This is a genomic window from Caballeronia sp. SBC1, assembly GCF_011493005.1.
GTDB lineage: Bacteria > Pseudomonadota > Gammaproteobacteria > Burkholderiales > Burkholderiaceae > Caballeronia.
Map to the genome: position 1 here is coordinate 3,456,612 of NZ_CP049156.1, position 22,485 is coordinate 3,479,096.

General features: G+C 59.6%; 23 protein-coding genes and 1 pseudogene. 12 read left to right on the forward strand and 12 right to left on the reverse strand.

Features of this window, described 5'->3' with window-relative positions; translation table 11 throughout:
• Window positions 1–123 precede the first annotated feature (123 nt).
• The 4 genes from paaN to paaK all read left to right on the forward strand — a co-directional run bounded on the left by paaN (window position 124) and on the right by paaK (window position 4,595).
• Complete coding sequence (gene paaN, locus SBC1_RS15335; RefSeq protein WP_165988404.1) at window positions 124–1,833, forward strand: phenylacetic acid degradation protein PaaN; 1,710 nt, start codon at window positions 124–126, stop codon at window positions 1,831–1,833.
• A gap of 120 nt (window positions 1,834–1,953) precedes the next feature.
• On the forward strand, window positions 1,954–2,751 hold the full coding sequence (gene paaG / locus SBC1_RS15340) for a 2-(1,2-epoxy-1,2-dihydrophenyl)acetyl-CoA isomerase PaaG (protein WP_165092616.1): 798 nt from the start codon (window positions 1,954–1,956) through the stop codon (window positions 2,749–2,751).
• 33 nt (window positions 2,752–2,784) lie between these two features.
• Window positions 2,785–3,216: a hydroxyphenylacetyl-CoA thioesterase PaaI gene (paaI, locus tag SBC1_RS15345; RefSeq protein ID WP_165092617.1), complete on the forward strand. Its 432-nt coding sequence runs from the start codon at window positions 2,785–2,787 to the stop codon at window positions 3,214–3,216.
• 74 nt (window positions 3,217–3,290) lie between these two features.
• Entirely contained in the window at window positions 3,291–4,595 is a 1,305-nt protein-coding gene (paaK, locus tag SBC1_RS15350) for a phenylacetate--CoA ligase PaaK (RefSeq protein ID WP_165988406.1), read from the forward strand.
• Between the two features lie 99 nt (window positions 4,596–4,694).
• On the opposite strand, the gene SBC1_RS15355 is transcribed toward paaK, so the two are convergent.
• Entirely contained in the window at window positions 4,695–5,858 is a 1,164-nt protein-coding gene (locus SBC1_RS15355; protein WP_165092619.1) for a murein transglycosylase A, read from the reverse strand.
• Between SBC1_RS15355 and SBC1_RS40405 the strand changes: the two genes are divergently transcribed.
• Window positions 5,857–5,979, forward strand: a complete 123-nt coding sequence (locus SBC1_RS40405; protein ID WP_255540185.1) for a hypothetical protein — start codon at window positions 5,857–5,859, stop codon at window positions 5,977–5,979. The two genes, SBC1_RS15355 and SBC1_RS40405, sit on opposite strands and share 2 nt — an antisense overlap.
• Window positions 5,980–6,027: 48 nt before the next feature.
• On the opposite strand, the gene apaG is transcribed toward SBC1_RS40405, so the two are convergent.
• Window positions 6,028–6,402, reverse strand: a complete 375-nt coding sequence (gene apaG, locus SBC1_RS15360) for a Co2+/Mg2+ efflux protein ApaG (protein WP_165092620.1) — start codon at window positions 6,400–6,402, stop codon at window positions 6,028–6,030.
• A gap of 279 nt (window positions 6,403–6,681) precedes the next feature.
• On the opposite strand from apaG, the gene rpe reads away from it, so the two are divergent.
• The 7 genes and pseudogenes from rpe to SBC1_RS15390 all read left to right on the forward strand — a co-directional run bounded on the left by rpe (window position 6,682) and on the right by SBC1_RS15390 (window position 12,617).
• The gene (gene rpe / locus SBC1_RS15365) at window positions 6,682–7,377 is read left to right on the forward strand and encodes a ribulose-phosphate 3-epimerase (protein WP_165092621.1); all 696 of its coding nucleotides are present in this window, start codon (window positions 6,682–6,684) and stop codon (window positions 7,375–7,377) included.
• Window positions 7,374–8,123: a phosphoglycolate phosphatase gene (locus tag SBC1_RS15370; RefSeq protein WP_165988407.1), complete on the forward strand. Its 750-nt coding sequence runs from the start codon at window positions 7,374–7,376 to the stop codon at window positions 8,121–8,123. The genes rpe and SBC1_RS15370 overlap by 4 nt, the downstream gene beginning before the upstream one ends.
• A 398-nt stretch (window positions 8,124–8,521) precedes the next feature.
• Complete coding sequence (trpE, locus tag SBC1_RS15375) at window positions 8,522–10,018, forward strand: anthranilate synthase component I (RefSeq protein ID WP_158937729.1); 1,497 nt, start codon at window positions 8,522–8,524, stop codon at window positions 10,016–10,018.
• Between the two features lie 205 nt (window positions 10,019–10,223).
• Window positions 10,224–10,433: pseudogene (locus tag SBC1_RS40595) on the forward strand (Arm DNA-binding domain-containing protein); the annotation flags it as partial.
• 72 nt (window positions 10,434–10,505) lie between these two features.
• Window positions 10,506–11,522: a site-specific integrase gene (locus tag SBC1_RS15380; RefSeq protein WP_243830240.1), complete on the forward strand. Its 1,017-nt coding sequence runs from the start codon at window positions 10,506–10,508 to the stop codon at window positions 11,520–11,522.
• Between the two features lie 274 nt (window positions 11,523–11,796).
• On the forward strand, window positions 11,797–12,207 hold the full coding sequence (locus SBC1_RS15385; RefSeq protein ID WP_165988411.1) for a hypothetical protein: 411 nt from the start codon (window positions 11,797–11,799) through the stop codon (window positions 12,205–12,207).
• Between the two features lie 104 nt (window positions 12,208–12,311).
• Window positions 12,312–12,617 carry a hypothetical protein gene (locus tag SBC1_RS15390; protein WP_165988413.1) on the forward strand — a complete coding sequence of 102 codons (306 nt, stop codon included), beginning with the start codon at window positions 12,312–12,314 and terminating at the stop codon, window positions 12,615–12,617.
• An 858-nt stretch (window positions 12,618–13,475) separates the two neighbouring features.
• On the opposite strand, the gene SBC1_RS15395 is transcribed toward SBC1_RS15390, so the two are convergent.
• From SBC1_RS15395 to SBC1_RS15440, 10 genes are all read right to left on the reverse strand, one after another.
• Window positions 13,476–13,763 (reverse strand): DUF5710 domain-containing protein, encoded by a 288-nt coding sequence (locus tag SBC1_RS15395; RefSeq protein WP_165988415.1) that lies wholly within the window; start codon window positions 13,761–13,763, stop codon window positions 13,476–13,478.
• Between the two features lie 497 nt (window positions 13,764–14,260).
• A complete protein-coding gene (locus tag SBC1_RS15400) occupies window positions 14,261–14,434 on the reverse strand; it encodes a hypothetical protein (RefSeq protein WP_165988417.1) in 174 nt (57 codons plus the stop codon).
• A 35-nt stretch (window positions 14,435–14,469) separates the two neighbouring features.
• On the reverse strand, window positions 14,470–14,778 hold the full coding sequence (locus tag SBC1_RS15405) for a hypothetical protein (RefSeq protein ID WP_165988419.1): 309 nt from the start codon (window positions 14,776–14,778) through the stop codon (window positions 14,470–14,472).
• 38 nt (window positions 14,779–14,816) lie between these two features.
• The gene (locus tag SBC1_RS15410; RefSeq protein WP_165988421.1) at window positions 14,817–15,206 is read right to left on the reverse strand and encodes a hypothetical protein; all 390 of its coding nucleotides are present in this window, start codon (window positions 15,204–15,206) and stop codon (window positions 14,817–14,819) included.
• A 183-nt stretch (window positions 15,207–15,389) separates the two neighbouring features.
• Window positions 15,390–16,121, reverse strand: coding sequence for a hypothetical protein (locus SBC1_RS15415; protein WP_165988423.1), 732 nt, complete (start codon window positions 16,119–16,121; stop codon window positions 15,390–15,392).
• A 270-nt stretch (window positions 16,122–16,391) separates the two neighbouring features.
• A complete protein-coding gene (locus SBC1_RS15420; RefSeq protein WP_165988425.1) occupies window positions 16,392–18,251 on the reverse strand; it encodes a hypothetical protein in 1,860 nt (619 codons plus the stop codon).
• A gap of 137 nt (window positions 18,252–18,388) precedes the next feature.
• Window positions 18,389–19,609 carry a hypothetical protein gene (locus tag SBC1_RS15425; protein WP_165988427.1) on the reverse strand — a complete coding sequence of 407 codons (1,221 nt, stop codon included), beginning with the start codon at window positions 19,607–19,609 and terminating at the stop codon, window positions 18,389–18,391.
• Window positions 19,609–21,615, reverse strand: coding sequence for a hypothetical protein (locus SBC1_RS15430; protein ID WP_165988429.1), 2,007 nt, complete (start codon window positions 21,613–21,615; stop codon window positions 19,609–19,611). The genes SBC1_RS15425 and SBC1_RS15430 overlap by 1 nt, the downstream gene beginning before the upstream one ends.
• Window positions 21,616–21,661: 46 nt before the next feature.
• Window positions 21,662–21,961, reverse strand: coding sequence for a hypothetical protein (locus SBC1_RS15435; RefSeq protein ID WP_165988431.1), 300 nt, complete (start codon window positions 21,959–21,961; stop codon window positions 21,662–21,664).
• 3 nt (window positions 21,962–21,964) lie between these two features.
• Window positions 21,965–22,267 (reverse strand): hypothetical protein, encoded by a 303-nt coding sequence (locus SBC1_RS15440; protein ID WP_165988433.1) that lies wholly within the window; start codon window positions 22,265–22,267, stop codon window positions 21,965–21,967.
• Window positions 22,268–22,485: the final 218 nt, after the last annotated feature.

Sequence of the window (22,485 nt, forward strand, 5' to 3'; positions counted from 1 at the left end):
TCCTATGTGAACTCGCGCGAAAACGCTTCGCGCACGCGTCTCGAAAATGCTAACATTCACAAACCAACCGGTCGGTCAATTAATTGATCAAGCGTCCATCACCGTCACTCTTCTCTTGCCGCCATGACACATCCGCTATTCACGAAGCACGAAGCGACGCTTAATCAAGCGCTCGCCGCCATTGCAACACGTGGCTACTGGAGCCCGTTTCCCGAAATGCCGAGTCCCAAAGTGTACGGTGAAACGGCTAGTTCGGATGGCGAGGCCGCCTTCAAAGGACACCTGAACAGGACGTTCGATCTGGATCAGCCGACAACCGGCGAGACGGTTGGCAATGAGCGCTCGCCCTTTGGGCTCGCGCTCGGCATTCGTTATCCGAAAGCGGACGTCGACACGCTGCTGGCGGCATCCGGGGCGGCTCAAAGCCAGTGGCGCGCGGCCGGTCCCGATGCGTGGGCAGGTGTAAGCCTCGACATACTGACCCGGCTGAACAAGGCGAGTTTCGAGATCGGCTACAGCGTCATGCACACGACCGGGCAAGCTTTCATGATGGCCTTTCAGGCAGGCGGTCCGCATGCACAGGATCGCGCGCTCGAAGCAGTGGCCTATGCGTGGGATGAGCTGCGCCGAATTCCCGCCAACGCTTATTGGGAAAAGCCCCAAGGCAAGAATCCCCCGCTCGCGATGTACAAGCGTTTCACCATCGTGCCGCGCGGCACGGGTCTTGTGCTCGGTTGCTGCACATTCCCCACCTGGAACGGCTATCCGGGAATGTTCGCCGATCTGGCAACGGGCAACACAGTCATCGTCAAGCCGCATCCGGGCGCCATCCTGCCGCTGGCAATTACAGTACGCATCGCTCGCGACGTTTTGCGCGAAGCCGGATTCGACCCGAACGTGGTCACGCTGCTTGCGACCGAAGCGAACGATGGCCCCCTCGTTCAAGATCTCGCGCTGCGTCCCGAAATCAAGCTGATCGATTTCACCGGCAGCACGCAAAACGGCAATTGGCTCGAGCGCCATGCGCATCAGGCGCAGGTCTACACGGAGAAGGCCGGTGTGAATCAGATCGTGATCGATTCCGTCGATAACCTCAAAGCGGTTGCCAGCAACATTGCATTCTCGCTGGCGCTGTACTCTGGCCAAATGTGCACGGCGCCGCAAAACATCTATGTCCCACGCGGGGGCATCCACACAAGCGACGGCCACATGAGCTTCGATGACGTCGCGAAGGCGCTCGCGGCTGCCGTCGAAAAGCTGGTCTCGGATCCGGCTCGCGCAGTCGAACTGACGGGTGCGATTCAGAATGGCGGCGTGATGGCACGCATTGCCGACGCCCAGAAACTGGGCGAAGTCCTGACAGATAGCCAATCGCTCGCTCATCCCGCGTTCCCCGATGCCCATGTGCGCTCTCCCCTGATGTTGAAACTGGACGTTCGCACCGACGCCGCCAAATTCACGCAAGAGTGGTTCGGCCCGATCTCGTTTGTCATAGCGACGGACTCGACAGCGCAGTCTCTCGATCTCGCAGGATCCATTGCTGCGGAACACGGTGCGCTCACATTCTCCGTGTACAGCACAGACGATGCAGTGGTCGACGCAGCCTACGAAGCAGCGATTCGTGGCGGTGTCGCGCTCTCGATCAATCTGACCGGTGGCGTGTTCGTCAACCAGACAGCGGCGTACTCGGACTTCCACGGCACTGGTGCCAATCCTGCAGCTAACGCGGCATTGTCCGACGCTGCGTACGTCGCGAATCGCTTCCGCGTTGTTCAAAGCAGAGTGCATGTTGCGCCCAAGACCGTACCGGCAACAGCTAGCCAAACGGCATAGGTGCCCGGCTCGCAACGCCGCGTCAGGACATAGACCATTCGGTCGAATGGCACGCGGCGTCGGGCACGGCTAGTATCGAAGGCATGCGTATTTGCACAATATAGCGAGCAAGGAGACACCATGTCCGCCAACGGCAATTCAATCATCATCCATATCGACGCCAGTACTCACGTCGCCACACTGACGCTGAATCGTCCCGACAAGCTGAACAGCTTCACGCGAACGATGCATGAAGAGTTGAGCAAAGCGCTCGATCAGGTCGAAGAAAGCCAAGCACGCGCATTGGTGATTACCGGCGCGGGCCGCGGTTTTTGCGCGGGTCAGGATCTCGCGGATCTTGACTTCACACCCGGGGCGATGACCAATCTCGGCGCGCTGATCGACGAGTATTTCAACCCGCTAGTGCGCCGGCTGCAGGCATTGCCATTGCCCGTGATTGCTGCAGTCAACGGTATAGCGGCCGGCGCTGGTGCAAATCTCGCCATGGCGTGCGACCTGATCGTAGCTGCGCGTTCAGCGAGTTTCGTCCAGGCTTTTGTGAAGATTGGTCTGGTTCCGGATTCCGGCGGCACGTGGCTCTTGCCGCGGCGCGTAGGTGAAGCACGGGCGCTGGGCCTCGCGCTGACGGGCGACAAGCTGGGCGCCGAGCAAGCTGAAGCGTGGGGACTGGCCTGGAAACTAGTCGACGATGAGCAATTGCAGAGCGTTGCACTGAAGCTTGCCACGCAACTCGCACAGCAGCCCGCTAAGGCTATCGCAGCAATAAAGCATGCTATCCGTGCTGCCGCGAACAACACGCTCGATCAGCAACTCGATCTGGAGCGCGACATTCAACGCGAACTGGGTGACTCGCACGACTATGCCGAGGGCGTCGCCGCCTTCAAGGAAAAACGTGCACCCCGCTTCGACGGCCTCTGAAATTCGATCAGAAAACTCCGAGAGAACGCACAAATGACGCCTGAAGAACTCGCCAACGCGACTGCGCAAGCCATGTACGAAGCGGATGCATGCAGCCGCGCACTCGGCCTCGAGCTCAAGGAAGTTCGTCCGGGGTACGCGAGCATGCAAATGAACGTCCGTGACGACTTTCTGAACGGTCACGGCATCTGCCATGGCGGACTCATTTTCACGCTGGCCGACTCCACGTTCGCGTTCGCCTGTAACTCGCACAACATCAATACGGTCGCGGCAGGCTGTTCCATTGAATTTCTGCGTGCGGTGAAGGGCGGCGATCGCTTGTCGGCAGAAGCCCTCGAACAATCACTGACGGGGCGAACCGGCATCTACGACATTCGCGTCACGAACCGTGAAGGCGAAACGGTCGCGATGTTCCGCGGCAAGTCGTCGCAGATAAAGGGCAATCTGGTTCCCGTGGAATCCTGACCCACTCTACAAAACACAGCGCCCATACGAACTCGATTCGGGCGATTGATCGACGATCAAGAAGGAGACATTCGATGAACAACCCGCTTCCGCTGGACCCGATCGAGACGGCCAGCCGCGACGAACTAACGGCGTTGCAGCTCGAACGCCTCAAGTGGTCACTCGCCCATGCGTATGAAAACTCGCCGGTGTATCGCCGCAAGTTCGACGAAGCGGGCGTGCATCCTGGTGACGTGAAAACCCTGGCCGACTTGGCGCGTTTTCCGTTCACGACAAAGAAGGATCTCCGCGATAACTATCCGTACGGCATGTTCGCCGTTCCGCATGACCGGATTTCGCGAATCCACGCGTCGTCGGGGACAACAGGTAAGCCCACCGTGGTCGGCTACACGGCCAAGGATATCGACACCTGGGCAAATCTTGTTGCGCGTTCCATTCGGGCAGCGGGCGCACGGCGCGGCGACAAAGTGCACGTCAGCTACGGCTATGGCCTTTTCACCGGTGGCCTCGGCGCTCACTACGGCGCCGAGCGCGCGGGTTTGACCGTGATCCCGTTCGGCGGCGGCCAGACCGAAAAGCAAGTGCAACTGATCCAGGATTTTCGTCCGGACATCATCATGGTGACGCCCAGCTACATGCTTTCGATCGCCGACGAACTCGAGCGACAGGGCGTTCATCCTGCCGGTTGCTCGCTGCGGATTGGCATCTTTGGTGCGGAGCCGTGGACCAACGACATGCGCACGGCTATCGAGAAGCGGATGGGCATCGACGCTGTCGATATATACGGACTATCGGAAGTGATGGGACCGGGAGTGGCGTCGGAGTGTGTCGAGACGAAGGACGGTCCAACGATCTGGGAAGATCATTTCTATCCTGAGATCATTGATCCTGAGACCGGCGAGGTCTTGCCAGACGGCGAACTGGGCGAACTCGTATTCACTTCGCTGACCAAGGAGGCGCTGCCTATTGTCCGCTACCGGACTCGCGATCTCACCCGGCTTTTGCCGGGCAGCGCGCGAACGATGCGTCGGATGGAAAAAATCACGGGGCGTTCGGACGACATGATGATCGTGCGCGGCGTGAATGTATTTCCAACGCAAATTGAAGAGCTGTTGCTCAAGCAGCACGCGCTCGCGCCGCATTACCAGATCGTGCTGACGAAAGAAGGTCCGCTTGATGTGCTCACTTTGAATGTAGAACCTTGTCCTGAAACCGCCCCGGATACGGGTGTTCTCGATCAGGCTAAAGCCGCGCTCGCTTACGACATCAAGGCTTTGATCGGTGTCAGTGCAGTGGTTCAGGTACTGGGGGTGAACGGTATTGAGAGGTCGGTTGGAAAGGCGCGGCGCGTGATTGACCGGCGGAAAGCAGCGAGTTGATTGAGTAAGCCGGTCAAAGCCGGCGCTTATGAACAGAGCGGCGGCCTCAATCGAGAACGCCCTCTCTATCCGGCCAATCAACATCTCTAAACCACGCGCCTACGAATTCGGCAGCAGCAGCCACATCCTGCCAGCCTGCTTCATCCGGCCGGCGAGATCCCCTGCATCGTCGCCCAGACCCCAGAAGTAATCCGCGCGCACGCCTCCCTTGATCGCGCTGCCGGTGTCCTGGGCGAAGACCAGCCGGTTCATCGGCGCATTGCTCAACGGGCGAGTGGTCTGCAAGAAAACCGGCGTGCCGAGCGGGATGGAGGACGGATCGACGGCTATCGAACGTTCAGGCGTAAGCGGAACACCCAGCGCACCCACCGGCCCGGTTCCCACGCCAGCCGCCAGCGTTTCGGTGCCCGGCATCTCGCGGAAGAACACAAAACGCGGATTGACGTCGAGCAACGCATCAACACGTGACGGATTCGCTTTCGCCCACGCCTTGATACCTTGCATCGTGGCCTGTGCAGGCGTGAGTTCACGCCGATCCAGCAACTCACGCCCGATCGATTTATATGGCTGGTTGTTGGTCCCGCCAAACCCGACGCGCATGGTGGTGCCATCTTCCATCACGACTTGTCCGGAGCCCTGGATCTGCAGGAAGAACGCTTCAATAGGATCGTCGACCCACACCAGTTCGTTGCCGATCAACACGCCCGAACTTTCAAGCTGGGCGCGCGTAGGTAGCGCGGTGCCAGGTTTGAATCGATACGGCCATCGATACAACGCGTATTGATAAGGCCCGTGACGCGTGCGCGAACCGCGCAACAACGGCTCGTAGTAACCGGTCACTAGACCGTCGAGCGTGCCGTCGGTGTTCGCCAGCTGGAACGGTGTGAAATACGCCTCGAAAAATTCGCGGGCGGCGTTCATGTCGAGATCGTCGAGCCGTTGTGCCGCCGCGCACGCCCGGCGCCACGCGGGCTGCTGCGCGAGACGGCTGCAGTTCTGGCGCATCGCGGCAGTTGCGCCGAGCAGCGAATCATCCTGCCAGCCAGGCACCTGCTGCCAGCTCACCGCAGTCAGGCGGTTAGCCGCGCGCTGTCCCGTGATGATCGGCGCACCGGTCGGCGGCGCAAGATAGCCAGACTTGATGCCGCCACCACCGCACGAAGCGAGGAGGACGGCAGCTGTGATCGACGCCGCCCAACCCGCCAATCCGGCGAGCGAGCGGGTGAAACGCATACAATGTTCGTTCTTGATGAGAACCGCCATGTCTGATCTATTCGACGAATACCCAATGCTTATTTTTGCGCTCGAGTCCCTCTTGGCGCTGCTTCTGCTGATCTTTATCGTCGTGTGGACGGCTTCGGGCAAGAAGAAAAACAGGCGCTAGAAGAAACGCAAGCAAGCACCATGATGGCACGTCCTTCAGCGCTGCCGGTCAATGAAGCGTACGCGGCATGTGCAACGAGAACTCGGCAATTGGCGCCTCGAAACGCTCGCCATCTTCGGCTACGCAAAAATACGAACCACGCATGGTGCCAACGGGCGTCGCAATGACGGCCCAGCTCGTGTATTCGAATTTCTCGCCCGGCGGCAGCAATGGCTGGTTGCCCACTACGCCAAGCCCCTTTACTTCCTGAACCACGTCGTCGCTGTCGGTGATGATCCAGTGGCGCGAGATCAGTTGTGCCGCGACCTGCCCGGTATTCCGGATGGTTAGGGTGTAGGCGAATGCAAACTGGCGGGCGTCCGGATCCGATTGTTCAGGAAGATACTGCGTCTGGACGGAAACGCTGAATTCATACTGGCTCATCGCTTTTCCAATTCAAAAATGTGCTGCGCGGGTTCTAACCCCTAACCCCCTTAAGGACAGAGGTCCGGCGCGGGTTGCGCGAATTTGCGTGAACGTCAGGTGACGCATTCTGCTTGATGCAGCCGGTACCCGCAACCGAACGCCACTGCGCGCAAGGGCTTTGTAGAGCGCTGGAAACAGCCGCGGAAGGCCGCAGGACGGGACGTAGGCCATTCGGTCAGCGGTCAAAAAGGTCGTCACGCTGTAAAATGCATTTTCCGCTCGCAACCGGCCGACGTCATGACGCAATTTCGCCTGTCCCCCAGTATTTTGTCCGCCGACTTCGCCATTCTCGGCGAAGAGGTCCGCAATGTGGTCGCCGCTGGCGCTGACTGGATCCACTTCGACGTGATGGACAACCATTACGTCCCGAACTTGACAATCGGCCCCATGGTCTGTCAGGCGCTGCGTCCGCATACGGATGTTCCTATCGACGTGCATCTGATGGTCCGCCCTGTCGATCGTATCGTGCCGGATTTCGCGAAAGCCGGCGCTAATGTGATCAGCTTTCACCCGCAAGGTTCGGATCATATCGATCGCACGCTTTCGCTGATCCGCGATCACGGCTGCAAGGCCGGTCTCGTTTTTAATCCAGCCACGTCGCTGAATCATCTCGACCACGTGATGGACAAGGTCGACCTGGTCCTGATCATGTCAGTGAATCCGGGATTTGGCGGCCAGTCGTTCATTCCGGAAGCGCTCAACAAATTGCGCGAAGCGCGTCGACGTATCGACGAATACTGCGAGCGGACCGGTCGCGAAATTCATCTCGAAGTGGATGGCGGCGTCAAGATCGACAACATCCGGGAAATCGCTGAAGCCGGCGCAGATACGTTCGTGGCTGGATCGGCCATTTTCGGCCACCACAATTATCACGACGTGATTGCGCAAATGCGCGCCGAGCTGGCCAAAGTGAATACCGGGGAAGCACGATGAGCGAACTCACGGCGGAGCTTCCGGCGTTTACCAACAAGACGCTGCGCGCAGCGATCATTGACCTCGACGGGACAATGATCGACACCGCCGACGATTTCGTCGCTGCGCTCAACGGAATGCTTGCGCGGATTGGCACGAAGACCACCGATCGGGATGAAGTCATTGGCTTTATAGGCAAGGGCTCGGAGAACCTGATCCGCAGCGTGCTGGCCGTACGGTTTTCAGCGCTGGAAGCAAGCACGAAGTTCGAAGACGCGCTCGCGATCTATCAGACCGAGTACGCGCGTATCAACGGACAACGCGCCACCCTCTATCCCGAAGTGACCGAGGGCCTGAAAGCGCTGCGGGATCTCGGTTTACCGCTGGCGTGCGTGACGAACAAGCCGCACCGGTTCGCCGTTGAATTGCTGGCGAAATTCGGTTTGGCCGAATACTTCAAGGTTGTGCTCGGTGGGGACTCCGTCCCGCAAAAAAAGCCGGATCCGGCGCCTATGCTCATTGCCTGTGAACGGCTGGACGTGCTCCCGCGCGAAACTGTGGCCATTGGGGATTCGGAGAATGACGCGCTGGCAGGTCGCGCAGCGGGAATGGCGACGCTTACGGTGCCTTACGGTTACAACCACGGCAAACCCGTGCACCTGGTGAAATCCGATGGTATAGTTTCTTCCCTGCTAGCCGCCGCACAGGCAATAGCAGCAACCATGGCCGCGCCCGCCGTACCCGGCGCGACAACATCGACTGACTAGTTCAATCCTCATGTTTCTGAACAAAAAACGGAGTCTGAGCAGCATCGACCGGGGAGCCTGGCCCTGGCGTCGCTGGTCGCGCTAACCTCTCCCGAGGGTCGCTGAAGCTCGCCTTCAGCAACCGTTTTTTGTTTCGCTGCGCATACCGCGCGCCGATCCCGCCAACTTGTTTTACCTTGATGCCTGGCCTGACCCGCATCATTCGCTACGCCCAAATTTCGTTTTGCGGCCGTGCCGTTTTAGCAAACGGCTACCGCCCGGACGATCGGGACAGCGTTTGAAGCATCAGGCGATGCACAAACAAGAGCGAGATTCGCGCTGTGCGGTAAATTGTCCGCAGCGCCCAGTGTGTGCTCGATGTCGCCCAATCCAACAAGCGACACGTAAAGGATCAGAACATGACCGAACTCGAATTCCAATCGCTGGCGAATGAAGGTTTCAACCGCATTCCGCTGATCGCCGAGGCGCTGGCCGACCTCGAAACGCCGCTTTCGCTTTATCTCAAGCTGGCTCAAACCGAGCGGAATGGCGCCAACTCGTTCTTGCTGGAATCGGTGGTGGGTGGCGAGCGCTTCGGGCGTTACTCGTTTATCGGCTTGCCGGCCCGCACCATGATTCGCGTACAGAACGGCGTGTCGGAAGTGGTGAAGGACGGCAATGTCATTGAAACGAGCCAAGCCGATCCTCTGACGTTTATCGAAGAATTTCAGAAGCGCTTCAAGATTGCGCAGCGTCCGGGACTACCGCGTTTTTGCGGCGGTCTGGCCGGGTATTTCGGTTATGACGCCGTGCGTTATATCGAAAAGAAGCTGGCCCATTCGGCTCCGCGCGACGATCTCGGCCTGCCCGATATCCAATTGTTGCTGACCGAGGAAATGGCGGTTATCGATAACCTCGCCGGCAAGCTTTATCTGATTGTCTACGCCGACCCGACCACGCCCGAAGCGTTCACGAAAGCCAAACAGCGCCTGCGCGAATTGCGATCGCGTTTACGCACGACCGTGCAGCCGCCGGTGACGTCGGCGAGCGTGCGTACGGAGACGTACCGAGAGTTTGCGAAGGACGATTACCTGAACGCTGTGCGTAAGGCGAAGGAGTACATCGCGGCGGGCGAATTGATGCAAGTTCAGGTTGGCCAGCGCCTGGTCAAGCCATTCCGCGATAACCCGCTCTCGCTGTATCGCGCGTTGCGCTCGCTGAATCCATCGCCGTATATGTATTACTACAACTTCGGCGGCGAGTTTCATGTGGTGGGAGCATCGCCGGAAATTCTGGTGCGGCAGGAAAAACGTGGCGACGAACGGATTGTGACCATTCGTCCGCTGGCCGGCACCCGGCCGCGCGGCAACACGCCGGAACGCGATGCCGAGCTCGCGACCGAACTGCTGAACGACCCGAAGGAAGTAGCCGAACACGTGATGCTGATCGATCTGGCGCGTAACGACGTCGGCCGGATTGCGCAGACGGGGTCGGTGGTGGTGACGGACAAGCTGGCGATCGAAAAGTATTCGCACGTTCAGCACATTGTGAGTTCGGTGGAAGGCAAGCTGAAACCCGGCACGACCAATTTCGATGTGCTGCGCGCTACCTTCCCCGCCGGCACGCTGTCAGGTGCGCCGAAAGTACGGGCGATGGAAATCATCGACGAACTGGAACCGGTGAAACGCGGGCTGTACGGCGGCGCTTGCGGTTATCTGTCGTTCACGGGCGAGATGGATCTCGCCATCGCGATCCGCACTGGGCTGATCCACAAGGGCAATTTGTACGTGCAGGCGGCGGCGGGTGTTGTCGCGGATTCGGTGCCCGAGTCGGAATGGCAGGAGACGGAGAACAAGGCGCGGGCCGTGCTGCGCGCCGCCGAGCAGGTGCAAGACGGCCTCGACAGCGACTTCTGATCCGGAGACAGACCATGCTTCTAATGATCGACTATCGGCATCACTGTTTTTAGGTATTTCGCCGTTGCGCAGAATCGTTAAAAATCAATGATTTAGCGTACACAAGCGTTTCGTCGCGTTTCGTTGCGTTTTGAAATCGGGGGCTAAATCGGGGCTAAATCCGGGTATGCTGGTTCATAACTAGCATCCACCGGACGGAGCCGATATGCCCTCAACAGCCCTTAGCCTTACCGATATCAGGTCAGCAAAGCCGGGCGCTAAGCCCTACAAGCTGTCGCACGTCAACCGCCTGTTCGTGCTCGTCAGCACGGCGGGGTCGAAGACTTGGAAGTGGCAATACCGGCTCGACGGCAAGGACTGCACGTACACAATCGGGCGCTTTCCTGACGTCAGCATCAAGGACGCTGAGGACGCGCGCCGGGCCGCTGAAAAGCTTGTAGACGCCGGGCAGCACCCCGCACAGGCGAAGGCCGAGACGGTCGCCGCCGTGAAGAAAGAAAAGTCGAAAGTGTTCTGGCCGATTTGCGAGGAATGGATCGACGAAAACGAAAAGACATGGTCGGTCTATTACGCCCGGCAAGTGCGCGCCTACATGGAACGCTACGTCAGGGACGGCGCGCTCGGCGCTATGCCTGTTAACGCAATCGAAACCCCGGATATCGTCGCCGTGCTGAAAGGCGTCGCCGTGCGCACTAAAGCCGTGGGCGAGGAACGGAAAAAGACGGGTTCGCCGACAATCGCGATTTTGCTCCGCATGTGGATTAGTTCGGTATTCAGTCACGCCATGCTCGACGGGCGCGCTAAGTTCAACCCGATTGTCGGCATCAAAGCCGCGAAGATAATCAAGCGTCAGCCCGTGAAGAACAATCTAGCGCTTAGCGAAGCCGAATTTAAAAAGCTGTTGACCGCGCTACCGGGCTACGGCGGCAACCGCGTCACCAAGATAATGATTGAATTGCTGGCGCTCTTTTTCGTGCGCACGGGCGAATTGCGTCAAGCCGACTGGAAAGAATTCGATTTAGAAGCGCGTCAATGGATTATCCCCGCCGCGCGTATGAAAATGAAAAACGCCGGGGACCACGTAGTCCCGTTGTCCGATCACGCGATAGCGCTGCTCAAGGAATTGCGGGCGATCACGGGCACGCCGCTGGCAAAGACCGGTAAAGACTGGCTATTCCGTAACACGCGCCGCCCCGCTGAATGTATGTCAGCGACTACGGTTAATCGTGCGCTTGAAAACATGGGCTTTAACGGCCCGGAAACCCTCGGCTTTAGCGCGCACGGGTTTCGCGGCACGGCGTCAACGCGGCTTCACGAACGCGGATTTAAACCCGAATGGATTGAAACGCAATTAGCGCATCAACAGGGTAATGCCGTTGCCGCCGTTTATAACAAATACCGTTATGTCGAGGAAAGAACGGCAATGATGAACGCATGGTCCGATTACGTCGAAGCCCTTAAGTTAGACATTAAGGCTGACAGTGGCGAACCCGCAACGGCTTGATTCGGCTTGAAACGTTTACTTGCGTTTACTTGTGGGGCCGATGTAGCCTATCGGTTCTTGCTGTAGAAACACAGGTAAGCCAAATATCCGCTGTTCAGTAGTGCCCGTATGCGCCACGGAGGGCCGGACTTCTAAAGTCCTACGGTAATCAGGCAAGCCGCCTAGGCATTGCCTTGCCCTCCGGCGCTCAATTCCCTTGAGTGTGTCTTGTGACGCCGGTTATTTAATAACGGCGGCGTTCGCACGTCCGCCACTTGAAGGAACGGAGTCAGTTATGAAAGCACGGGAGATTGATTTAGTTAAATGGCAGGCAATAAGGGTGGAAGACGCTCGGGCGGACGCCAAAATGTACCCTTTGGTCAAAGGCGTTTGCCAACTGTTCGGGTGCAAGCTCCGGCACCGTACTAAAGACGGGAAGTGGTTCGTGTCGGGTGGTAGCTTTCCCCCTAGTCCGATTTTAAATTTAAGCATAGTAATCACGGAATTGCTACGCAACACCAGTAACGATCACCCGTATTACCCGCTGTTATGCGCTGTTCGCGATACGCTTTGCAGCGAATTCATGGAGGCGCAACGACTAAACACTGCGCTTATTTTAGAGACGCGTGAACGCTGGAAGCAGCAAGACGCCGAAGCCGTCGAATTACCGGACAGCGTGCGCGCTTTATTTAAGCGACCCACTTAACCAGTAACGGTTAATAACGTTTAGAATAGAGTTAATCAGGAAGCCGGGCATTTCGCCCGGCATTTATTAACCTAGCCACGGAGGGCGTATCGTCATGGGTTGTTATGGCCGTTACTTTTACTCAGAAGACGCCCGAAGTAAAACCCGCTGTCCCGGTTGTAGTCGAAGCAATACCGGCGGAAAAGCCGAAGCGCGTATATAAGAACACGCAACCCAAGGCCCCGCTGATTACCCTAGACGAACCGGGTTTGATTCGTAACGCGCATTTTCAGGCGTTGCTCGGCGGTCTGTCGCAAGCCGCGTTTTATCAGCGTCGCAAGAAAGGCGCGGTGCCGCCCCCTGACGGTCACGACCCTCGGCCCTATTGGAAAACCTCGACCGTTAAATCGTTCTTGGACGGCGTGAAATGAGCGTCCGCTATCCGCCCCCCAGCGGGGTGCAATCAATTGCAACGCGCAGAAACGCCGGGGCCTGCGGGTTCCGCGCAATAACTGCTGTTTTTAGCCCCGATTCGGGGGCTAAGCCCGGCACGGAGGCCCGCCGTATAAGGCTTTGCCGGGGAATAGCGTTTATACCTTGTAACTATGATAACTGCGGTTACGCGCCTGTACGGGCGGTATGCCGGTCATAAATCGTGACTACCGCCGGGGTCCACGATTCGCCGGGGATCAACCGAATAACCGCCTAAAAACGCCTCGGCTTCGCTTTCTGTTACGAACCGGCCATCAAGAAACCAGAAGACTTCGCCGTCAAGCGGGCACGCCCACAAAATCCTGTTCCTGACTTCAAGGATAACGCCGGGCGGGCTGTCGTCAGCGTTCGACAATGCGGCGTCTTTAAGTGCTGCGGTCTTGTGCATGCTTGTCTATTGTCCCGTGCTGATAGCGTCACGCCAGCGCGCGTCTACGCCGTTGCGCTTGCGCGTGCTGACCGGCCCCGTTACCCGCAGCGGTCCCGCCTGTCTTATCCGTATCGGCGGCTGCGGACTCGTTCGCCCGACGGCTTGCTTGTGTGTCATTCGGGTCCAACCGGCGTCACGCGGCTGTCGATACGGTAGGACTTGGACGCCCGCATAGTGCGACAACGCGGCAACGACAGCGGCGGCGTCCCAACACGCTGTCAAAGCCCGGGCGACGCGCTGACGCTGTTCAATCTGTTCCGGCGTTGCCCTCGGTAGCTCAAACGGGTCGGCCCGGCTTTCACGGTCCGCCCAGCTATACAGCTTGTCCCGCTGTACCCGCTTCTTTTCCGCATAGGTTATCGGCATATCAGCCCCGGCCCGGCACGCGTACCCGCCGGGTCTTCCACGTCGTGCGATTAACCGGGTCTTCATAGGCAACGATCTTCGGCACGACGAGGTTAGCCGTCGCCGTGCTCCGCGTGCCGTCCCCGTGTTCGATAACGGCGGGGCGCGCGGGTAGCCAGCGCGCGAAGGCGTCTACGCTGACATAGCGCGGCACGTACCAGCGGTGAGCGCCACGGTCATAGCGCGCGCCTAGTGCTTGCACGGTCGGGCGATCCCTGACAGGTACACGGAGATAGACACGCCCGTTCATCGCCTTGCCCCTGTCGCGTTCAGATAACCGGTTATCGCCGCTGATACCGCGCCCCTGTGAACAATGCCGGTGCGCGTTAGGTCGTTATGCGCGCGCAATGTGCCGTCCGGGCGGTCGCCGCGCTGAAGTGAACCCACGACGGCGTAGCGTGACAGCGCAACGCCCGGAGCGTCAGGCGCAGCCGTTCCCGCTTCGGCTGTACACGCCTTGCAACACGCTTCCCGGCGCGTGCTACGCCCCGTCGCAAGGTAAAACTCCGTCAACGGCTTGACGACGCCGCACTGTGTACACGCCTTCGCTTCCGCCGCCGTTTCTGTGCAATCAATTGCAATCGATCCGGGCGGGTCAGCGACTACGCGGGGCCGCTGTGCGAAGGCCAGGAACGCGCCTATGCACAAGGGCTTGACGACAGGTAGACACACGGGCGCTACGGCTTGCGCGCGTCCGTGCCTGTTCCGACTACGTTTTGTGCTCACGCGCGTTGTCCCCGATTAGCGTTAGCCGTTGCTCTTGAAAATGCTGCGCGGGTCCGACTTTTCCGGCGGGTTATCGCGGAAAACGTTGTGCTGCCGCTGTTCAGGCGGCCTCATGTCCTTTTCCTTCTTGACTTGAATGTCCTTAACGGCGGAACGGCTGTTTTGATCGTCTTTCTGTGCGGGGGTTAATGCCATTGCTGATAAGTCCTTTAGGATTGAACTACAGGGGGTTATGCGGTTTGCTTCGCGATGGATTTAACGACGGGTTCAGCGGGCGCGATTGCGCGGGCGTGTTCGTTCGCAATCACAACGCCCAGCGCGTCAGTCAATTCGACTTCAGCGGTGGCCCATGCGGAATAGGCGATTTTGAAATCTTCAGTCTCGCCGCTAGCGCCGCCGGGTCTGTCCCAATCCGCCCGCGCTTCACGCAAGGCGAGGATTGCCTTCATTAACAGGGTTTTAGGACCAGCCCATTCCGATACCCGCGCGACTTTCTTCTGATGTGCTTCGATTTGTGCGGTTACATTCTTGATAGACATTTGATACTCCTACGGGTTATGGGACTACAAGGACGCGGTTAGTGCTTCGGTGCGATTGCTTCGGCTTCCGCCTTCAATTCGGCAACGCACGTCGTCAGAAACGGCGTCAAACCGCGTAACGCCTCGGCACTTCGGAATGCCATGTCGTGTCCGCCCGGGCAAGTCTTCGCGTGTGAAAGCGCGGCTTCAAGCCGTTCCGCCCATTCTTTCCAGCGGACAAACACGACGCCGTACGCCGCTTCGATCAGCGGAATCTTTGATTCCTCGATGAACGCGGGAAACTTACCGTCAATGGCATAGGCTTCTAGTGCTTTCCAGCGGGCTTGAAAGTCGTGAATCAACTCGGCACTCCCCTTAAACGCTGATTCGATAGCGGGGGCGACGTGCCCGTTTTCATACACGGCAATTGTTTCGGTTGCTTCAGTCATTTCGAGTAGTCCTAAAAAGATTGTGAAACAGCTTAAAGACGCGATTCTAGTTATCTTTGATAAACGGCATCTATGCAGCGGCGCTATACAGGGTAAGGCTGAGCGCGCTATGTGTATCACGCCCGGGGTCAACTTCGGGGTTAAAAACGCAGAAGTTGCGCGAGGCGACGCCATACACGCGCTTTATGCGTCGCCGTCATAGTCGGCGGGGTTGATAGGCATACGGGCTAAAACAGCTAAATCGCCGGGGCTGGGGCCGCGTTCTAAGGCTTCGGCCTCGACTAATTCCGTCTCTGTCGCGTCGTCTAGTGCGTCCTGTGCCTCAATCGCCGCGATATCTAAGCCGAACGGGTTTGTGATTGATTCCCGCGTGATAACCCGGGTCATCGCGGCTTCGCGTACAGCGGCTTCCCGCTCCTCGGGCGATAACGACCCCAGCGGGGTACGGGGCAAACCGCCGGTGACGGTGATCACGCGCTGCGTGCTGTCTATGCGCCCGGCGTGCGTGACCTGTTGTGCGGTCTTCTCCGTGAACCTGTTGCGGGGATCAACCCGGGACAACACCCATTTCAAGTTCGTCGCCTCGTCGCGTGCCGCCGTAAGCCTGTCACGGTAGAAGCTGCTTTGCGTCTTGCCGCCCTTCGATACGATCACGTCGCCTTGCTTCACGTCCCGGCTCAACGTCATGACTCTGTGCGCAAGGTAATCGCATTGAAGTTCTTGCGCGATTTCGAACTCCGCCTGCAACGCCGGATCAGCCTTCTTAATGCGATAGAACGCGGCGGGGCTGGGGTACGTGCCGCTATCACTATCAAGTATCTCGACAACGGTCTTGCCCTTAGCCATCTCGCTAAAGATTCGGTCAAAGACCGCGCGGTCATACTTCGGCTTCGGGCCGCGCTTACCTTTCGGCACGGTCTTGCGTGCGGGCTTGCGCTTCGGCTTCGCTTTCGGCGCGGGCGCGCACGCGTCCCCCCCGTGAGGCCCGGCGGCGGGCGTGACCCCGACGTGTTTCTCTCCCGGTCGTTGTGCGTCCGGTCCCTGTGCTTGCGCTTGTTTAAAGGTTACAGCCATGACAATTCAATAATCCGTAGGAGGTGGGTTACGTCTCTCGTTTTTTCCACTCGTCGCCGCGCTGTCTATATGTTGTCCTTACTTCCGCTACCCGCTGTTTTTCGGGGGTTTTCAAGCTATTTTCACTTGCCTGCGCCGCCACGGCTGATAGCCTAGTGCTAGGGCCTGCGCCTGCGTGGGCGGCCTGTAGACGGGGAAGACCCGGGGCTGTTCCTTATCAGCGTACACGTCGAAAACATAGTCGGGAAGCACGGTTACGCCTACGGTCGCCGCCGCTGTAGACGTGACTAGCGCTTGTGCTGACAACGCGCCCGCCGCCCCGCTTGTGGTTAGCGCTGTACAGGTTTCATTCGCTGACGCCGCTAGGCGTAACGACGTCTGTAGGCCCGCCGTTGCTGTCACGGCTTGCCCGCACTGCGCTTGCAAGACGATTGCCGTAGTCATCGCCGCGTGTGCTGTGCCTACCTGCTGCGCCCCCGCCTGTAGGTCTATCGCTGTTGCTAGGCCCGCACCCGCACTAGACGTCTCGCCCGCACTAGCGGATAACCCGGCTTGCCCCGCTAGCGCCGCCGCCGCTGACGCGCGTTCTGTCGCCGTTGCAATCAATTGCAGCGACGTGACTAGCGTTGCCTGTGCTGACGACGACGCTTGCGCGCCCGCGCTTAGGCTACCGCTACCGCCCGCGCCTAGTGCCGCCCCCGCCGTGCTGGCTTCATTCGCGGCGGCCCGTAGGGCAATCGACGTCACGAGCGCCGCCTGTGCCGTTCCTGCCGCGCCCGCACTAGCGGCCAGCGTTATCTGCGTAGACAGTGACGCCCCCGCCGATGACGACACGCCCGCCGTGGCACGCAGGACAATCGACGTTTGTAGCCCCGCCTGTGCGCTAGACGCCTGTACCGCCTGCGCCGCCAGCACGCCGTTGGGCGTATTGAGCGCCGCCGCCGCTGTCACGGATTCGCCCGCACTAGCGGCGAGACGGGGCAACGCTATCAACCCGGCGCTCGCTGTCGCTGTTGCCGTTGCGGCGGCGGCAAGGCTTATCGCGGTGTTCAGCGCGGCGGTGGCTGTGCTCGCCTGTGTACCCGCACCGCCGAGTTGAATCGACGTGGTGACGCCCGCCGTTGCTGTCGCTGACTCCGCTGCCGTCGCCGCGAACGATGCTCCGCCCGCCGCCGTGTACGTGATAACGATTTGACCGCCCGCGCCCGCGCCGCCTGTACCGTTCGGGCCGCCGTTATCCGCGCCGCCACCGCCGCCACCCGGGAAGCCACCGGCACCGCCTACGTTACCTGAGCCGTTATCAGCGAATGACCCGCCGCCCCCGCCGCCGCCCGATTGATTCGCAGTACCGGCCCCGCCGTTCTTTGACGAAGACGTGCCGCCCGTACCGCCCGTACCGCCCGTGCCGTTGTCACCGGCCCCGCCTACGCCGCCAATATCCGACGTGCCGCCCACACCGGTAGGCGGCGTCGTACCGGCTAAGCCCGCGCCGTCAGGACCCGCCGCGCCCCCACCGCCGCCGCCCGGCCCGCCGAAACTCGTGTCTTTCCCGCCTGTCGCGCCCGCGCCGCCCGCGTACAGGGTCGTGCCCACAGCGCCGGTAGTCGATCCGCCCGCGCCGCCGGGGCCGGGGGCCGTGCCGCTGAAGACCGCGCCCTTACCGCCGTTTGCGCCTACCGTGCTGGTAGCCAGCGACGTACCGCCGAGCCATGTCGAACCGCCCGCCGTGCCGTTGACGCTGTTACCGCCTGTACCACCTGTACCGATTGCACAATTCAGGATCGCGCCGGGCGTGAGCACGACATTGACGACCGTAGACGCGCCACCACCGCCCCCACCGCCTGAGCCGTATTGACCGTCGCCGACGCCGCCGCCCCCGGCACCCGTAGCCGTAATCGTGTTCGTGCTAGTCCAGTCAGACGGAACAGTCCACGACGTACCGCTGGTTAGGATTACAACTTTTTGGGTCACGTACCGCCCCGCCTTTTATCGTCCTGCTTTTCTGCAATCAATTGCAATCGCTTCCTGGCCCCGGCCCCGCCGCGTTGAAACGCAGATCGACGTAAAAGGCGTTAAAACATGGGTAGATCGTTCGTTATCCTAAGTTTTTAGGGCAAGAAAAAACCCCACGAATTGTTCGGCTTGTAGACGACGGGGAGCGCGGGCAACGGATCGCCCTTTAGGCCTATCGATCCGCAATCAAGCGTGGTCACCCACGCCGTGCCGCCCGCGCCCCGGCTGTCGCCTACGTGACGCACGACGCTGACCTGAAAATTGCCGCTAAAGATCACGCCCGACGCGGCGTTGCTATACGTGCTTCCCGGCTGTACGTTGAACGTCTGGGCCTGCGCGTTGCCGCCGATAATGCCCGGCCCCGGCGGGAGCGTCACATAGTCCCCGGGACTGATATCGGAGCGCATGCGCGCTGTGACCTGTACCTTATTCGGCTCGTTCCACGTCGGCTGTCCTATCAAATCCGTAAATTGAATCTGCTTCGCCACGGTCTGCGTCGTACCGTCCTGCACGGTGAACACGTTGTTTTGCAACGTGATCGATACGCCCGGGTATAACGTCAAGTCCGGGGACGCGCCGCCGATTGTCTTCAGGCTGATTTCATTGACGTACCGCGCGAATTGCGGGAACGTCGCGAAGTAAGCGGTATCGGCTTGCCCGCTAGGCCAGATCAGCGAGCCGCTGATAGCGCCTTTAATCGTGTATTTAGGGAACGCCGTAGACAACGCGCTCACAATCGCCGCCATCATGGGCTGGCCCTTGACCCACTGAAACACGATATTCGCGGGGTCAGCGTTCGACGCCGGAACCGGAATTGTCGTCGCCTGACTTAACGGCTGTCCCGACGTTTGATTCGAAGACGGCGAAGACGCCGTACCCAGAAAGAAGCTGAGTGTCTGATCGTTATTGATCCAGTTGCCTGTACATTGCCGTACCTGCCCGCTAACCAGCCGCCCGGCTTGAGCCGGAATCGCTAGCGGCAAACCCCGGGCCATACCGCCGTAAATCGCGATGTTCATGCCGTTCAAATTAGCGGCTTGCCCGACCTCGGCGATGCCGACCCCGTACACGCACACATAGGGATTGGCCTCCGTCCCCGGCGAGTGCCCGACGATTACCGGTAGGTCGAGTTCTACGCGTTGCGCCGCCGGGTTCGTGCCGCCTACGGTAAAGACCGACGCGCCGGGAATCAGGCTTGTATAGGTCGATAGCGCGGGGTCGGCGGCGGCGAGCGTGAACCCGGGCCTGCCGTTGTAATTCGGGATAAAGACTTTGCCCGTTGCCGGGTCGCTGACGACGATACGATAGAACCTCATCAGCCCACCGCCATGTTAGTCAACACGTTCACGTTCGCCCCCGGCGGCACGTTCACAGACAGTTGCAAAATGTTCGGGGCTTGCGGTCCCTGATTCGGCATCTTGAAAGTGCTACGCGCCGCGCCGTTGCCGTTCTCGGGTTCGCCGCCGGTCTTCGCCTCGAATCTTTGCGTGATGGCGGACAACACCTTTTCCGTCGTCAAATCGCGGAAGTCATGGCTTTCGTGCTGGATCATCGCGGATTCGAGCGCAGCCCGCACCCGGGGGTCTGACATATTAAGCTTGTCATCGGCCTTGAACCCGGTACGCGCTGACACGTCGCGGATATACGCGCCCGTGTTGTTTTCGCTGGGCGGCGCGTACTTCGAAATAATGCCGTTCAACGTATTCAAGTGATCGCGGCCCGCATAGATTTCAAGCTGCCGGTCCATCGCCGATACCCCGGCGTCAACGCTATCGAAAGACGCGAAGCCCTTGCCGTTCGCCGGGCGCAAGTTGCCCGGGTTGTTTTTCTTCGATTGTCCCGACGCCGGGCTAGTGCCGCCGCTGCCCTGATAAGGCCAGTCCCAGTGCTCACCGGGCGCGGGCGGGGACGGCTTGTAACCGGGCATGCCGAATGTGCCGCCGCCGGTCATGTAGTCCTTTACCCATGCCCCGGCCCGACTTGACGCATTCGAGGCCCACGGCAAAAATTCGCCTAGGAGGGCTTTGTTACGCGCGTTCGCGGCGTCGCCCGTGTGATCCCCTAGAATGCCGCCCATCAGCGTCGCGGACTTCGCGTCGATACCATCGGCGTAAATGAAGCTATGGTCCTTTTTCCACTCGTCAGCAAAAGTTCGTCCGTAGGCGAGGGTTTCAGCGGCGGGGCTACCGGCTTCGACGGTGACGCCGTTCTTATCAACGGTAATGCCCGCGAGTTTCAGCTTGGCGTCGATCCATGCCCCGGCTTCGTCGCCCGCCTTTTCGAACTTTTTGAAGGCCGTGATTGCAAGATCAATATCCTTGCCGATTTCGCCGCTTTTGTTGAGTTCGTCAATGAAGTTAGCGATGCCCTTGGCGGCGTCAATGAACTTCGGTTCAAGCGGCATCAGCGCTTTTTCAAACCCGGTTTTGACTTGCGACATGTCGTCGTTCCACTTCTGAACGAAGGCCGTCGATTGATCGAGGTCGGGTTGCCGTTGCGCAACCTTGTCGCGTTCTTCCGCGTACTGGCCGTAGGTCTGTTGAAACCATGCGTCGTCGCGCGTTGCCGCGTTGTTCAACGTGCCCGTCCCGAACAAGGCATTCGCGCCGCTACTGTCCGCCCATAAGCCGCCGTTGCCGCCGAAGCGCTTCTTGGCTTCCGCCGCTTTTTGCAGGGCTTCGAGGTACAGTTCGACGACGGGCTTAGTCTCAATGTCGTTAGCGCTGACCCCGCCCGCCGTCGCCGTATAGATTTCGGACCAGCGGCCCCGGTTCTGTTTGATCGCGCTGATATTCGCGAGGTCGCCCGCGTTAGCGCCGAGCGGCGGGCCGTATTGATCTTTAAACGCCGTGGCTTCTCCGGGCTTCAACCCGATTTCACGGTTCTGCTTGTTCTGATTTGAAAAATCGTCAGCGGCCTTTTTCGTTGCGCCGAGTGCCGCCGCGCCGACCGCCGTGACCGCGCCGAAGCCCTTGCCGAAAGCACTGAGGCCGATGGTCATGCGGGCAAGGCCCGACATGTCGCGATGGGTCTTTTCAACGTGCTTACCGATGGCGCGCCAGTCCTTTTCGGCTGCCTTGCCTTGCGTCCCGAACTTCGTCACGGAGCGCTCGAACCTCGGGTTCTGCGCGGACTTTTCAAGCTTCGCGAACGCCGCCGCCGTGTCTTCAAACCGGCTTTTCAGTACTTTGACTTCGGCATTCGTTTCCTTCCAGGCTTCCGGTTGATCGGCAACCTGTGTGCGATAAAGGTTCCAACGATCCGCGAACTTGTCAAAGTCCTCGGCATCAATCTGTATGCGAATTACGGGATGGTCGGCCACGGCTACGTCCTAGAGAATTGCAATCAATTGCAGCGCATAGCGGGATTTACGAACGCAACAATTGCGCTATGCCCCTACCGAAACTCGCGGCCTCAGCGCCGTCGTGCGTCTCCGTGTTGTGTCGCAGCGCTGCTTTCAGACGCGGAACCGTCGCGTCAAATGCCGCGCGCAAGTCCGGGTTATCGGGATCGTTATCAAGCGCGGCGCGCAGCGAGTGAAGCGATTCGACATAGCTACGCCCGACGAAAAAAGCGGTTTGGGCGTCGCGCGGCTTATCCGCAATCAAGGCGTCCATTTGCGCAAAGAATTCATGGCACTCGGATTTCAAATCTGGATATCTGGTCATGGCTCAGTGTTCCGTTTCGCCCGGCATTTTTTCGGTGCGTTCGTAGCCCGCAAGAATGCGGTTGCATTCGAGCAGTTCAAATAAGTACAGCGTGTACCCGTGAACGCCCGTGTGGATTCGACGGAGGATTTCAACGTCGGGATAGTCTTCGATGGCGGCTTCGATTTCGATTTCGACATCAATCAGGACACGCAACGCCTGCCCCGCGATATCGACGCGGAGGATTCCGTTCGAAACCAGAAAGTGCTGCACGTCCCGCGCGGTCTGTCCGGCGCGGTCAGCTAATTCGACGATATCAACGGTCATTCATCCCTCGGTCTGTCATTTGCGGTATTGCGCAAGATGGCGTCTATATCCCACCGCGCACGGGCGGCGACTTGCTGTTGCTCTCGGGTGGGCGCGGGCGCGCGGGCGGGGCGACGAATATTCGACACGTCGAACACGCGGGGCCGGTCCCTGCGTTGATTCCGATATTCACGTTTGCTATCGTCCACCGCCGCCCCCTGTCATGTTGATTCGTTCGT

What these genes read in the sequence shown, in the direction of transcription:
- paaN (WP_165988404.1), top strand. Translation starts at nt 124, where the DNA reads ATGACACATCCGCTATTCACGAAGCACGAAGCGACGCTTAATCAAGCG.
- paaG (WP_165092616.1), top strand. Translation starts at nt 1,954, where the DNA reads ATGTCCGCCAACGGCAATTCAATCATCATCCATATCGACGCCAGTACT.
- paaI (WP_165092617.1), top strand. Translation starts at nt 2,785, where the DNA reads ATGACGCCTGAAGAACTCGCCAACGCGACTGCGCAAGCCATGTACGAA.
- paaK (WP_165988406.1), top strand. Translation starts at nt 3,291, where the DNA reads ATGAACAACCCGCTTCCGCTGGACCCGATCGAGACGGCCAGCCGCGAC.
- SBC1_RS40405 (WP_255540185.1), top strand. Translation starts at nt 5,857, where the DNA reads ATGTCTGATCTATTCGACGAATACCCAATGCTTATTTTTGCGCTCGAG.
- SBC1_RS15355 (WP_165092619.1), bottom strand. Translation starts at nt 5,858, where the DNA reads ATGGCGGTTCTCATCAAGAACGAACATTGTATGCGTTTCACCCGCTCG.
- apaG (WP_165092620.1), bottom strand. Translation starts at nt 6,402, where the DNA reads ATGAGCCAGTATGAATTCAGCGTTTCCGTCCAGACGCAGTATCTTCCT.
- rpe (WP_165092621.1), top strand. Translation starts at nt 6,682, where the DNA reads ATGACGCAATTTCGCCTGTCCCCCAGTATTTTGTCCGCCGACTTCGCC.
- SBC1_RS15370 (WP_165988407.1), top strand. Translation starts at nt 7,374, where the DNA reads ATGAGCGAACTCACGGCGGAGCTTCCGGCGTTTACCAACAAGACGCTG.
- trpE (WP_158937729.1), top strand. Translation starts at nt 8,522, where the DNA reads ATGACCGAACTCGAATTCCAATCGCTGGCGAATGAAGGTTTCAACCGC.
- SBC1_RS15385 (WP_165988411.1), top strand. Translation starts at nt 11,797, where the DNA reads ATGAAAGCACGGGAGATTGATTTAGTTAAATGGCAGGCAATAAGGGTG.
- SBC1_RS15390 (WP_165988413.1), top strand. Translation starts at nt 12,312, where the DNA reads ATGGCCGTTACTTTTACTCAGAAGACGCCCGAAGTAAAACCCGCTGTC.
- SBC1_RS15395 (WP_165988415.1), bottom strand. Translation starts at nt 13,763, where the DNA reads ATGAACGGGCGTGTCTATCTCCGTGTACCTGTCAGGGATCGCCCGACC.
- SBC1_RS15400 (WP_165988417.1), bottom strand. Translation starts at nt 14,434, where the DNA reads ATGGCATTAACCCCCGCACAGAAAGACGATCAAAACAGCCGTTCCGCC.
- SBC1_RS15405 (WP_165988419.1), bottom strand. Translation starts at nt 14,778, where the DNA reads ATGTCTATCAAGAATGTAACCGCACAAATCGAAGCACATCAGAAGAAA.
- SBC1_RS15410 (WP_165988421.1), bottom strand. Translation starts at nt 15,206, where the DNA reads ATGACTGAAGCAACCGAAACAATTGCCGTGTATGAAAACGGGCACGTC.
- SBC1_RS15425 (WP_165988427.1), bottom strand. Translation starts at nt 19,609, where the DNA reads ATGAGGTTCTATCGTATCGTCGTCAGCGACCCGGCAACGGGCAAAGTC.
- SBC1_RS15435 (WP_165988431.1), bottom strand. Translation starts at nt 21,961, where the DNA reads ATGACCAGATATCCAGATTTGAAATCCGAGTGCCATGAATTCTTTGCG.
- SBC1_RS15440 (WP_165988433.1), bottom strand. Translation starts at nt 22,267, where the DNA reads ATGACCGTTGATATCGTCGAATTAGCTGACCGCGCCGGACAGACCGCG.